At 60.3% G+C, this 12,926-nt stretch carries 12 protein-coding genes and 1 pseudogene; 6 read left to right on the forward strand and 7 right to left on the reverse strand.

Going from position 1 to position 12,926, the window contains the following annotated elements:
• Positions 1–38 precede the first annotated feature (38 nt).
• Positions 39–479 (forward strand): type II 3-dehydroquinate dehydratase, encoded by a 441-nt coding sequence (aroQ, locus tag ACM1ZW_RS04970; RefSeq protein ID WP_414882982.1) that lies wholly within the window; start codon positions 39–41, stop codon positions 477–479.
• Between the two features lie 5 nt (positions 480–484).
• Positions 485–1,339, forward strand: a complete 855-nt coding sequence (locus ACM1ZW_RS04975; RefSeq protein ID WP_414882983.1) for a shikimate dehydrogenase — start codon at positions 485–487, stop codon at positions 1,337–1,339.
• 151 nt (positions 1,340–1,490) lie between these two features.
• Here ACM1ZW_RS04975 and ACM1ZW_RS04980 read toward each other — a convergent pair whose 3' ends face one another.
• Positions 1,491–2,168, reverse strand: a complete 678-nt coding sequence (locus ACM1ZW_RS04980) for a TetR family transcriptional regulator (RefSeq protein ID WP_017340900.1) — start codon at positions 2,166–2,168, stop codon at positions 1,491–1,493.
• 102 nt (positions 2,169–2,270) lie between these two features.
• Positions 2,271–4,172 carry a 3-dehydroshikimate dehydratase QuiC gene (gene quiC, locus ACM1ZW_RS04985; RefSeq protein ID WP_416740263.1) on the reverse strand — a complete coding sequence of 634 codons (1,902 nt, stop codon included), beginning with the start codon at positions 4,170–4,172 and terminating at the stop codon, positions 2,271–2,273.
• Positions 4,173–4,524: 352 nt separating this feature from the next.
• Between quiC and ACM1ZW_RS04990 the strand changes: the two are divergent.
• Positions 4,525–5,762: pseudogene (locus tag ACM1ZW_RS04990) on the forward strand (MFS transporter).
• Positions 5,763–5,860: 98 nt separating this feature from the next.
• Here the strand turns inward: ACM1ZW_RS04990 and ACM1ZW_RS04995 are convergent.
• Positions 5,861–6,739 (reverse strand): DMT family transporter, encoded by an 879-nt coding sequence (locus ACM1ZW_RS04995; RefSeq protein WP_416740264.1) that lies wholly within the window; start codon positions 6,737–6,739, stop codon positions 5,861–5,863.
• Between the two features lie 111 nt (positions 6,740–6,850).
• Positions 6,851–7,627 (reverse strand): IclR family transcriptional regulator, encoded by a 777-nt coding sequence (locus tag ACM1ZW_RS05000; protein WP_017340904.1) that lies wholly within the window; start codon positions 7,625–7,627, stop codon positions 6,851–6,853.
• Between the two features lie 253 nt (positions 7,628–7,880).
• On the opposite strand from ACM1ZW_RS05000, the gene ACM1ZW_RS05005 reads away from it, so the two are divergent.
• Positions 7,881–8,771, forward strand: a complete 891-nt coding sequence (locus ACM1ZW_RS05005) for a neutral zinc metallopeptidase (protein ID WP_414878108.1) — start codon at positions 7,881–7,883, stop codon at positions 8,769–8,771.
• Entirely contained in the window at positions 8,772–9,728 is a 957-nt protein-coding gene (locus tag ACM1ZW_RS05010) for an alpha/beta hydrolase (RefSeq protein ID WP_414882984.1), read from the forward strand.
• 12 nt (positions 9,729–9,740) lie between these two features.
• On the opposite strand, the gene ACM1ZW_RS05015 is transcribed toward ACM1ZW_RS05010, so the two are convergent.
• The 3 genes from ACM1ZW_RS05015 to ACM1ZW_RS05025 form a co-directional block, all read right to left on the reverse strand.
• Positions 9,741–10,328: an HAD family hydrolase gene (locus ACM1ZW_RS05015; RefSeq protein ID WP_017340907.1), complete on the reverse strand. Its 588-nt coding sequence runs from the start codon at positions 10,326–10,328 to the stop codon at positions 9,741–9,743.
• Positions 10,325–11,194 (reverse strand): acyl-CoA thioesterase II, encoded by an 870-nt coding sequence (gene tesB / locus ACM1ZW_RS05020; protein ID WP_017340908.1) that lies wholly within the window; start codon positions 11,192–11,194, stop codon positions 10,325–10,327. Before tesB ends, ACM1ZW_RS05015 begins: the two co-directional genes overlap by 4 nt.
• Before the next feature lie 106 nt (positions 11,195–11,300).
• Positions 11,301–11,870, reverse strand: a complete 570-nt coding sequence (locus ACM1ZW_RS05025; RefSeq protein WP_017340909.1) for a GNAT family N-acetyltransferase — start codon at positions 11,868–11,870, stop codon at positions 11,301–11,303.
• 91 nt (positions 11,871–11,961) lie between these two features.
• Between ACM1ZW_RS05025 and ACM1ZW_RS05030 the strand changes: the two genes are divergently transcribed.
• A complete protein-coding gene (locus tag ACM1ZW_RS05030) occupies positions 11,962–12,882 on the forward strand; it encodes a histone deacetylase (RefSeq protein ID WP_416740265.1) in 921 nt (306 codons plus the stop codon).
• Positions 12,883–12,926 lie beyond the last annotated feature (44 nt).

The following is a 12,926-nucleotide window of genomic DNA, read 5'->3' on the forward strand; positions in this document are numbered from 1 at the left end:
ATCAGTCCATGCCAACAATAATAAGTGGAGAGACCCCGATGAACCCTATCGTTCTGGTGCTCAACGGCCCGAACCTCAACCTGCTGGGCACCCGTGAACCGGCGACTTACGGTCACGAAACCCTGGCGGACATCTCAGCGTTGTGCGGCCGTGCCGCCGAAGAATTCGGCCTGGCAGTCGAGTTTCGCCAGACCAACCATGAAGGCGAATTGCTCGACTGGATTCACGCCGCCCGCGGCCGTTGCGCCGGGATTGTCATCAACCCGGCCGCCTGGACCCACACCTCGGTTGCCCTTCGCGATGCCCTGGTCGCCTGCGAACTGCCGGTGATCGAAGTCCACCTGTCGAACGTCCACGCCCGCGAACCTTTTCGCCACCACTCCTTCGTGTCGGCCATTGCCACCGCGGTGATGGCCGGTTTCGGCAGCCACGGCTATCGCCTGGCGCTTGAACATTTCAGCCTGCGCTTGAAGGGGTGAACGTCGTGACTCAGAACAACGCTGTACTGGCCGGGCTGATCGGCGCCGGCATTCAGGCGTCCCGTACTCCCGCGCTGCATGAGCATGAAGGCGACGCCCAGGGTTTGCGTTATCTCTACCGCCTGATCGACCTCGACCAGCTCAATCTCGACAGCAGTGCCCTGCCCGACTTGCTGATGGCGGCCGAGCGGATGAATTTCACCGGTCTGAACATTACCTTTCCGTGCAAGCAGGCGATCATCCCTTTGCTCGACGAATTGTCGCCGGAAGCGCGCGGCATCGGTGCGGTGAACACGGTGGTGTTGAAAGATGGTAAACGCATCGGCCACAACACCGACTGCCTGGGCTTTGCCGAAGGTTTTCGGCGTGGTCTGCAGGGCGTTGCCGTTGACCGTGTCGTCCAGATGGGCGCCGGAGGGGCCGGTGCAGCGGTGGCCCACGCGTTATTGAGCGAAGGCGTACAACTGCTGAGCATTTTCGATGTGGACAACAGTCGCGCTCAGGCGCTGGCGAACAACCTTAATCAGCATTTCGGCGCGGGCCGCGCGGTGGCGGGTCATGATCTGCCAAGCACGCTGGCGCAGGCCGACGGATTGGTCAACACCACGCCCATGGGCATGAAAAAACTGCCGGGCATGCCGGTGCCGGCGGCGTTGCTTCGCAAACAGTTGTGGGTGGCGGAGATCGTTTATTTTCCGCTGGAAACCGAACTGCTGCGCAACGCCCGCGCCCTGGGTTGCCGGACGCTGGATGGCGGCAACATGGCGGTGTTTCAGGCGGTGAAGGCGTTTGAATTGTTCAGCGGCGTGGTGCCGGATGCGCAGCGGATGCTGGCGCATTTTCAAAGCATGAATGGTTGAAGTTTCAGGCTGAACCGTATTCTGTGACGAGGGCGCTTTTTCCCGCCGGGGCGGCAATGCCGCCCCAACATACTGGCTATTTTGTGAGTGCTACGCACTCAAGCGGGAGCAAGCGCCCTCGCCACAAAAGCCCCCTGAAACTCATCACAAATCAAGCCTGAAGGTATCGCAACACCGAATCGCAAATCATCTCCCGATGACGCTGCTTGATACTTTCGTCCGCCAGCTCGATCTGAAAAATCTCCCCGAACGTATTGCGATTCGACACGCGATAGAAGCAGAACGAACTGATCAACAAATGCACATCCAACGGATCAAGCCCCGCCCGGAACACACCGTCTTCAGCCCCGCGACGCAAAATCACACCCAGTGAATCAAGAATGGTGTTGTTCATCGCCTTGATCGCATCGGAACGCTTCACGAATTCCGCGTTGTGGATGTTCTCGATACTGACGATGCGCACGAAATCGACATTGCGATCATGGTGATCGAAGGTGAACTCCACCAACCGCCGAATCGCTTCCACCGGCGCCAGTTCGGCCAGGTGCAGGCGGTTTTCGGTGCTGCGGATATCGCCGTAGAGTTTCTCAAGCACCTCGATGTAGAGCTGTTCCTTACTGCCGAAGTAGTAATAGATCATGCGTTTGGAGGTGTGAATGCGCTCGGCGATCGCATCGACGCGAGCACCGGAAAGCCCCTGCTGGACGAACTCGACAATAGCTTCTTGCAGAATGTTCTCGCGGGTCTTTTCCGGGTTGTTCTTGCGACTCTTGCGCGGCTCGACCAGGGGCTCGTCGGGCGCTACGGAGAGTTCTGAAATTATTGTCATTGTGGGCTCACGGCCATCACTGCACAGGCTGGCAATTATGAGCCGCGCTGCACAGTGAAGGAAGCCGCGCGGCAGCGGTTTAACCTCGCGTTTACCAAATTCCTACAACTTGGCCTGACGAATGGCGCCGCTGCGGGATTTGGCCATGGCTGCCAGTCGCACCGCCACGTTGGCCGCGCCGTAACCGGCGTAACCATTCTTGCGCTGGATGATTTCAAAGAAAAACCGCCCTTCGAACGGCTCCGTATAAACGTGAAACAGCTCGCCACCCTGGGCATCACGGTCGTAAAGCACGTTGTAATAGGCGAGCTCGCTGAGGAACTCATCATCGAAATCGAACCGCGCAGCCAGGTCGTCGTAATAATTAAGCGGGATATCCAGCAGCGGAACCCCCGCCTCCTTGGCGCGGCTGACTTCGGCAAAGATATCGTCGCAATCAAACGCAATGTGATGCACGCCAGAGCCGCGATAACTCGACAGTGCGTGTGAGATCGCGGTGTTGCGGTTCTCGGAAATGTTCAGCGGCAAGCGGATCGAACTGTCGCGACTGCGCAGTGCCCGGCTCTTCACCAGACCATAAGGGTCCGGCAACACCACTTCGTCGTCGGCTTCGAAATCCAGCAGGCTCTTATAGAACAGCACCCAACTGTCGAGGCTGTCGGCCGGCAACGCCATGGCCATGTGGTCGATGCGCTTGAGGCCACCACTGGCCACGGCGGCCGGTTGCAGATTGAAGTCGGTGCCATAGACGTCGGCGTCCCGGTCCACCAGATAAATCAGGCTGCCATCCGGCGCACGTACCGCCGCCAGCTCCAGCTCATTGGGGCCGACCAGTCCGCGATAAGGTTGACCTTTGTAAGCCACCGCCCGGGCCAGCGCGCTGGCGCTGTCCTTGACCCGCACCGCAGTGGCGCACAGCGACGGGCCATGCGCTTCGAAAAAGCTGTGGGCAAATGAGTAAGGCTCGGAATTGAGAATCAGGTTGATGTCGCCCTGACGCAGCAGGCTCACGCTTTTGGAGCGGTGCTGACCGGCCTTGACGAAGCCCAGTCGCTCCAGCCAATGAGAAAGCTTGGCGCCAAGGCTTTCGTCCACGGCGAATTCGAGAAACTCGATGCCGTTGTATTCGCTGGCTTTAGGCGTCTCGAACAGAATCTCCGGATTGGCCGCTGACTTGGCTTCCTGCGCCAGTCGTTCGCGGGTTTTCTCTTCCAGGTACAACAACGAACGCAAACCGTCGGCGGCGTTGGCTCGCGGCGGCGCGGCGCGGAAGCCGTCGTTGAATATTTCCAGCGACAACGGCCCGGTGTAGCCACTCTTGATGATCGGCGCGAGGAACCCCGGCAAATCGAATTCGCCCTGGCCCGGGAAGCAGCGGAAATGCCGGCTCCATTCCAGTACGTCCATGGCCAGGATCGGCGCGTCGGCCATTTGCACGAAGAAGATTTTGTCGCCAGGGATCTCAGCAATGGCCGTTGGATCGCCCTTGAGCGACAGCGTGTGAAAACTGTCCAGCAACACACCGAGGCTTGGGTGATCCGCCTGGCGAACGATGTTCCACACCTGCTGCCAAGTATTGACGTGGCGCCCCCAGGCCAACGCTTCGTAGCCGATGCGCAGGCCGCGCGCACCGGCGTGTTCGGCCAGCAGGCGCAAGTCGTCGACGAGGATCTGTTCATCACCGATGGCGTCGGCCGAGGCGTTGCTGCAGACCAGCACCAGGTCGGTGCCCAATTCCTGCATCAGGTCGAATTTGCGCTCGGCCCGTTCCAGGTTGCGTGGCAAGCGGTCGCGGCGGCAGCCTTCGAAATCGCGGAAGGGTTGAAACAGCGTGATGGCGATCCCGAGATCGGCGCACATCTGTTTAATTTCCCGAGGACTACCGTCGTAATAGAGCAGGTCGTTCTCGAAAATTTCCACCCCGTCGAAACCGGCGGCGGCAATGGCTTCGAGTTTTTCCGGCAGGGTACCGCTCAAGGACACGGTGGCAATGGAACGCTGCATGTTTCGACTCCCGGTGGAGGCTTCGGCTACAGGGAATTTGCGCCGCTTTTAAAAGAGTGAGTGAATTATTGAGCTGCCCCATACAATGAGCAATTCAAAGTGTACTACCCAGTTAGTTTTGCGTGCGATTATCGAACACAATGGCCTTTGGCGAATTGACGATTTTTCGTCCACTGCCCACCATCCACTACACATTGAGTCCGGTCACAACCAGCGGTCTCGGTGACCAAAGACTCAAAACACCACATAAAAATAATCGGTGGCCTACATGACTCCTTCCCAAAGCTCTCCCGTGGAGCGCTCCTCCACGACTCCTGCCGTCGGCGGTATCGGCGATAAAATCCGCGGCGCCATGGCCGTCGGCAAAACCCGTTGGGGCATGCTGGCGCTGGTGTTTTTCGCCACCACCCTGAACTACATCGACCGCGCCGCACTGGGCGTCATGCAGCCCATTCTCGCCAAGGAAATGAGCTGGACGGCGATGGACTACGCCAACATCAACTTCTGGTTCCAGGTCGGTTACGCCATCGGTTTCGTGCTGCAAGGCCGGTTGATCGACCGGGTCGGCGTGAAGCGTGTGTTCTTCTGCGCGGTGCTGCTCTGGAGCCTGGCGACCGGCGCCCACGGCCTCGCCACCTCGGCGGTCGGCTTCATGGTCTGCCGCTTTATCCTCGGGCTGACCGAAGCCGCCAACTACCCGGCCTGCGTGAAGACCACGCGGTTGTGGTTCCCGGCCGGCGAGCGCGCCGTGGCCACCGGCATTTTCAACGCCGGCACCAACGTCGGTGCGATGTTCACGCCGATGCTGCTGCCGCTGATCCTGCATGTGTGGGGCTGGCAGGCTGCGTTCCTGTGCATGGCATCACTGGGCGGGATCTGGTTGCTGTTCTGGGGCTTGAAGTACTTCAACCCGGAAGATCACCCGAGCGTCAAACAGTCGGAGCTGGACTACATCCAGAAGGAAGTCGAACCGGAACAGGCCCGCGTACCGTTCTCGAGAATCCTGCGCATGCGTGGCACCTGGGCCTTCGCCCTCGCCTACTCGATAACGGCACCGGTGTTCTGGTTCTACCTGTACTGGCTGCCGCCCTTCCTTAATCAGCAATACAACCTGGGCATCAACGTGACCCAGATGGGTATCCCGCTGATCATCATCTACCTCACGGCCGACTTCGGCAGTGTCGGCGGCGGCATCCTGTCCTCGTTCCTGATCGGCCGTGGCATGAATCCGATCAAGGCGCGACTGATGTCCATGTTCCTGTTCGCCTGCTGCCCGCCGGTTCGAGCAGCCTGTGGGTGGCGGTGTTTGCGATTTCCCTGGCCATCGGTGCACACCAGGCCTGGACAGCGAACATCTGGAGCCTGGTGATGGACTACACGCCTAAACACATGATGAGTACGGTGTTCGGTTTCGGCGGCATGTGCGCCGCCATCGGCGGGATGTTCATGACCCAATTGGTCGGCCACATCCTGACCATCACCAACAACAACTACACCGTGCTGTTCACCATGATTCCGGCGATGTACTTCATCGCGCTGATCTGGATGTACTTCATGGCGCCGCGCAAGATTCCGACCGTTACGGAGTAAGTTCGACGCAATACCCCCTGTGGGAGCGAGCTTTTGTGGCGAGGGGACTTGTCTCCTCGCCACAAAGGCTCGCTCCCACAGTTTGTTACCGTGATCCTCTACTTGCGGCTTTGCTGCCACGCCGCCGCCAACCCGCTGCAGCAAATCACCGCAATCCCGACCACCGTCGTGAGCGTCGGGGTGTGGGAAAACAGCAACCAGCCCAGCAACCCGGCAAACACAATCTGGCAGTACCCGAACGGCGCCAGCAACGCAGGCGCGGCGTGGCGGAAAGCCTGGGTCAGAAACAGATGCGCCGTCATCCCGCAGGCGCCTAACGCCACCATCATCAATCCATGCCCAATGCTCGGCACTTGCCAGAAGAAGGGCACCAATGCGCTCATCACCAGGGTGTTGCACAGGCCGGCAAAGAAGTTGCTGGTGGTCGGGCTATCGATCTCACTGAGCTTGCGGGTGAGCAATTGATAGAAGCAGAAAAACAGCGCCGAGCAGAGCGGCAGCAGAACCGCTGGCGTGAACAGATCGCCACCGGGGTGGACGATGATCAACACACCGACAAATCCGCAGATCACCGCGATCCATTGGCCGCGGGTGACGCGCTCACGCAGCAGCGGCACCGACAGTGCAGTCACCAGAACCGGTGCGAGAAAGTTGACCGCCGTGGCTTCGGCCAACGGGATGTACTGCAAGCCGGTGGTGAAAAACAGACTGGTGCCCAGCAGACACAACGCCCTCATCAACTGCAGCCATGGCCGTTTAGTGCGCAGGACGCGCAGCCCGGATTGCGGCAGAAAAATCCCGGCCATCAACAAGGTGTGAACCACGTAACGGGCCCAGACCACCATGACAATCGGGTAGAACCCCGAAAGGTATTTCGACAAGGCATCGTGGCTGGAGAAAAGGAAGGTGGCGACGACGATCAGCAGAATCCCTTTGAAGGGTTGGTTTACGCCGGAGAGCGGGGTGCTGACGGTCATGGGTTGCCCTTGTGCCTCGCGAATTCAATTAAATTTAGAACCTGGTTCCAGATTCTTACATAGCCGCAGCGTAAAACCGGGCGAACAGCGCACACAATTTCAGCAGCGCCGTTAATTGAAGAACTCAGACGCCAGGCTTGCTGCAGACAATTCCTCGGTAAATTTCAGCAAAAGAGGGGCCAACTCATGAAGTCGGGCTCCCGGCATCCGCGCGCTTGGACCGGCAATGCTCAGTACGCCAATCACTCGCCCATCGGTGGGGTGCCGTACCACGGCCGCAATCGCCGAAGTGCCCACCGCCGAACTTTCCTCGACCCAGGCGTAGCCTTGCTCCCGCGCCAGCCGCAGCCGTTCCAGCAGTTCAATGTTGGACCGCGGTGCGTTCGGTCCCAGGTCTTTCGGCCGGTCGCCACCCTGGCGTTCCACCAGCGACAAGGCCTCGGCGTCGCTCATGCAGGCCAGCCACGCATGGCCCGAAGCCGTGTAGAACAACGGCGCATCACGCCCCATGTCCGGGTCGTAACGCAACCCCGAACGTGCGCCCTGGGATTTGGCGATCCAGATCTGCCGCTCACCTTCGATGAGCCCAAGACGCACCAGTTCCCCGGTTTCCTGGGCCAGACGATCCAGCACGGGCTGAACGATATCGGCGCCGCTGCCCGCCAGGTAACGAAAACCCATCGCAACCAGTTTGGTCGACAAGTGATACCGCTGGTTCTCCGGATTCTGCCGCACATAACCCAACCGAATCAGCTCCGCGAGCAAACGGTGGGTGGCGCTCTTAGGGATGTCCAGTTGCTCCGCGAGCATCTGCATAGGCAAACCGCGAGGGTCACGGGTGAGGCTTTCGAGCACATTGAAGACACGTTCGATCTGACTGCCGGCCATGGGAGGTTCCGAATTCGATTTGCCCTGATTCTAGAAGATGAACCGGGTAATGCGAAATCTGGAACCCGCGGCCCGAGCGACGCAGACACTCGACTGTTTGATAAAAACCCGCCCCCTGAGGGAATTCGATGGGTTATCCATGTTCCTACAGCCTGCAACCTACCGGCCAGCGAGTGAAAGACGGACGACCGGACTGGCGCCGCTCTCACTCACCAGCAACACTCATCCCCACGGACAATCAGAGGATTCCCACATGCTATGGAAAAAAGGCCGACGCAGCGACAACGTGGTCGATGCCCGTGGCGATGATGTCGGCGGTGGCGGCGGGATGCGCTTTGGTGGCGGCAAGGGCCTGAGCCTGACGGCGATCATCCTGATTGTCGGGATCGGCTGGATCACTGGCCAGGACCCGTTGCAGATCCTCGGGCAGCTGACCGGTCAAATGACCGAGCAATCGGCACCGGCCTCGACGCAAACCCGCAAGGCACCGCCGGCCAATGATGAAGGGGCGGAATTCGTACGCTCGATCCTCGGTGACACCGAAGACACCTGGGGCCAGATTTTTCAGCAGGCCGGTCGGCAGTACAAGAACCCGACCCTGGTGCTGTTCAGCAACCGGGTGAATTCGGCGTGCGGCCTGGCGACGTCGGCAACCGGTCCGTTCTATTGCCCGGCAGACCAGAAGGTCTACCTGGACATGGCGTTCTTCCAGGAGATGTCGCAACGCTTTTCCGCCGCGGGTGACTTCGCTCAGGCCTACGTGATCGCTCACGAAGTCGGACACCATGTTCAGACCTTGCTCGGTGTCTCGGCGAAAATTCAGACCGCCCGCCAGCAAGGCCGGCAGATGGAAGGCGACGGTGGTTTGCTGGTGCGTCAGGAACTGCAGGCGGATTGCCTGGCGGGTGTCTGGGCCAACAACGCGCAGCAGCGCCTGAACTGGCTGGAACCGGGCGACATCGAAGAAGCCTTGAATGCCGCCAACGCCATCGGCGACGACCGCTTGCAACAGCAAGGTCAGGGTCGCGTGGTGCCGGACTCGTTTACCCATGGCACGTCGGCGCAAAGGGTGCGCTGGTTCAAAACCGGATTTGCGCAAGGCCAGGTCGGCCAGTGCGATACCTTTGCGGCGAAAACCCTATAGATGAATAAGTGGCTGTTGGTTCTGTTGTTCACCTGTGCAAGTACCCAGGCTGCCGAGCAGGGGGTCAAGGAGATCAGCCCCGGACGGCTATTGTTGAACGAAGGTGAGATGGCGGTGGGCATCGGTCCGGCACCGGCGAAAATCGAACGCGTGCTGATCATCATCCATGGACGGTTGCGCAACGCCGAGACGTATCGCCAGAGTGCCGAGCGTGCGGCGGAGCAGGCCGGGCAAAGCGCGAATACGCTGGTGATTGCTCCGCAATTTCTCAATGAAACCGACGTGGCACTCCATCCAGTGGCCGACACCGTGTTGCGCTGGCAGGGCAATGACTGGATGGCCGGCGGTGTATCCACCGCTCCGTTTGCGCTGAGTTCCTACGCTGCTCTCGACCAGATCATCGCCCGGCTCGGTGATCGCCGACAGTTTCCAGACGTGAAAGATGTCGTCATCGCGGGCCACTCGGGCGGGGCCCAGGTGGTTCAGCGTTATGCGTTGTTGAGTCACGAGCAACCGGAGCTCAAGGCCGCTGGCGTGCACGTGCGTTATGTCGTCGCCAACCCGTCTTCTTATGCGTATTTAGACGAGCGACGGCCGGTGGCCTTCAGTCACGCCCGCTGCCCGGGCTTCCATCGCTGGAAGTACGGCTTGAGCGATCTGCCGGCTTATGCTGAAGGACAAACGCCCGCACAGCTGGAGGAAAACTACGTCCAGCGTGACATCGTTTATCTGCTGGGGCAGCAGGACACCGACCCGAATCACCCGGGGCTGGATAAAAGCTGTGAAGCCCAAGCCCAGGGGGCTTATCGATTGGCGCGCGGGCGCAGTTTTTTTGATTTTTTAAAGCGCAGCCATCCGAAAGGATTGAACCAGCAACTGATCGAGGTGCCCGGGGTTGGGCATAACGGGGACGGGATGTTTACGTCGCCGGAGGGGCAGAAAGCGTTGTTTCAGTAAAAAAATTCAAGCTCAAAGCAATTCCCGCAATGCGACACAATCCGCCGCATGCCAATCGGTCAACTCCGGCCACGGGTTGTCCGGCAGATTCACCAACACCGTCCGCGTTCCCGCCGCCCGCCCGCAATCCAGATCAAAGCGGTAATCACCGACCATCACCATCTCGCTCGCCGGCACCTTCCAGGCCTCGGCCAGTTTCAACAAACCGCCGGGATGCGGTTTGGGTGGCGCTTCATCGCGCCCCAGCACATCCTCCACCGCGAAGCAGTCCGCCAGGCCGATGGCCTCCAGTGTCACATGCGCCAGTTCGCGCGCATTGCGCGTGAGAATGCCCAGACGATAACCGCGCCCTGCCAACTCACGCACCAACTCGACGGCACCCGGCGCCGGTTTCGAACCCAGCGCCAGATCCCGTTCATGCTCCAGCAGCCACGCGTGTTTGGCCGCGGCTTCATCGGCTGGCAGCGCCGCGAGGTGGGTCAGAATGTCGTCTTCGGCCGGGATCGCCAATGCCACGCGAATCGCCGCGAAATCATGCACGGCCACCGTCAGGGTGCCGTCCATGTCGAACACCCAGTGCCGCACCTCGGACAGGCTCATGCCCAATCCTTGCGGTGACGAATCAGGCCTTCCTGGGTGACCGAGGCCACCAGTTGCCCGGCGCGGTTGAACACGCTGCCGCGGGTAAAACCACGGGAATTGCCGGCCCATGGGCTGTCCATGGCGTAGAGCAACCAGTCATCGGCACGCAGGTCCGCGTGGAACCACAGGGCGTGATCGAGGCTGGCAACCTGCATGTCTTTCTGCCAGACCGATTTTCCGTGCGGCTGCATGGACGTGGTCAGCAGACCGAAGTCCGAGGCGTAGGCCAGCAGGTATTTGTGCAGCGCAGGGGTATCGGCCAGGGCACCGTCGGCACGAAACCAGACGTACTTGATCGGATCGGACGGCTGCGGGTTGTAGGGATCTTTCTCGGTGATCGGTCGGAATTCGATCGGTTTCGGGCACAGCAGTTTTTCACGCATGTGCTCGGGAATCAGGTGGGCGCGCTGCTGAGTCAGTTCCAGCTCCGACGGCAGGTTCTCCGGGCCGACCACCACCGGCATCTCGGCCTGGTGCTCGAAGCCTTTTTCGTCGTACTGGAACGAGGCGCTGCACGTGAAGATCGGGTTGCCCTTCTGGATCGCCGTCACCCGGCGCGTGCTGAAACTGCCGCCGTCGCGCACCCGGTCAACCTGATACACCACGGGCAACGCGGAGTCGCCCGGACGCAGGAAATAACCGTGCATCGAATGCACATGGCGCGCGGCTTCGACCGTCTGACTGGCCGCCGACAGGGACTGGCCGATCACCTGACCGCCGAACAACTGACGAAAACCCAGGTCCTGACTGCGGCCACGGAACAGGTTTTCTTCAATCGGTTCCAGGGTCAGCAAGTCGACCAGATCATCCAACACTTGGCTCATTCAGACTCTCCTCACACAACGCTATGCCGCGCAGTCTTGGCTGCGGCGGTCGATTCAGGTTCAGGCCAGGGCCATCATTGTGGCCATTGTAAACGTCCGGGCCGGCTTATCCATGCAAGGTTTGCAGCCATTGTTCACGGGTGATGCGGTACAGCACATGGTGACGCAGGGGATGATCGGCCGCGAGCTTGGGGTGTTCGAAGTCATCGGCTGAATCATGCTGCATGCCGATCGCCTGCATGACTTTCTGCGAAGGCAGATTGGCTTCACTGGTAAAGGACACCACTTCTTTCAGCGCCAGCCGGTCAAACCCGCACCGCAGAGCGGTCCATGCGGCTTCACTGGCATAGCCAAGACCCCAATGCTCGCGAGCCAGACGCCAACCGATTTCGATGGCCGGCGTAAACGGCGCGTCGAAACCGACCACACCCAAGCCGGTAAAACCGATGAACGCGCCGGTGTCCTTGCGCTCCAGCGCCCACAGGCCGAAACCATGCTCGGCAAAATGCCCGCGAACGCGTCCGATCAACGAAGCACTGTCCAGCCGACTCAGGGGCGCCGGAAAATAGCGCATCACTTGTGGATCGGCGCACATCGCCGCAAACGCCGGCAAATCTTCATCACGCCACTGCCGCAACAGCAGTCGCGCGCTCTCGAGTTCCAGTATCGGCTCCATCGTTTTTACTCCCCCCTTTCCATGCCGCAAGTCTACATCGCTGGTAGGATCGTTCACTCATTCCTACCGCCGTACTTGATAAAAGCCCGCCATGCCGCTGCCGCTGATCTACCACGAAGACTACAGCCCCGAATTCCCGGCGGATCACCGCTTCCCGATGGACAAGTTTCGCCTGTTGCGCGATCACCTGGTGGACAGCGGGCTGACCCGGGACGCCGACCTGCTGCGCCCGCAACTCTGCCCGCCGGAGATTCTCGCCCTCGCCCATGACGCTGCTTATATCGAACGTTACATGAGCGGCGAGTTGTCCCGCGAAGACCAGCGGCGCCTCGGCCTGCCGTGGAGCGAAGCACTGGCCCGGCGCACGGTGCGCGCGGTCGGCGGCTCGTTGCTGGCGGCGGAACAGGCGCTGGAACATGGATTGGCCTGTCACCTCGCTGGCGGCACGCATCATGCGCATTACGACTACCCGGCGGGATTCTGCATCTTCAATGACCTGGCGGTGATCAGCCGTTACCTGCTGGAAAGCGGTCGTGTGAATAGAGTGCTGATCTTCGATTGCGACGTGCATCAGGGCGACGGGACTGCACGGATCCTGCACAACACCCCGGAAGCGGTAACTGTTTCCCTGCACTGCGAGAAGAACTTTCCTGCACGCAAGGCCGAAAGTGACTGGGACATCCCGTTGCCCAAAGGCATGGGCGATGCCGACTACCTGAAGGTGGTGGACGACGCGCTGAATTACTTGCTGCCGCTCTACCAACCGGACCTGGTGTTGTACGACGCCGGGGTGGATGTGCATAAGGACGACGCGCTCGGTTATCTGAAGCTGACAGACGAAGGCGTGGCGGCTCGGGATGAAAGCGTCATGCGCCATTGCCTGGGGCGGGATATTCCTGTGGTCGGGGTCATTGGCGGCGGTTACAGCAAGGACCGCAAGGCGTTAGCACGGCGGCATGGCATCCTGCATCACAGTGCGCAACGGGTGTGGACGTCATCAGGTTGTCATTGAGGTATGAGTCTTTACCCACAATGCCTGTGGAACTGCCTGTGGAT

The organism is Pseudomonas sp. NFX71, assembly GCF_048079215.1.
Classification (GTDB): Bacteria; Pseudomonadota; Gammaproteobacteria; order Pseudomonadales; family Pseudomonadaceae; genus Aquipseudomonas; species Aquipseudomonas fluorescens_B.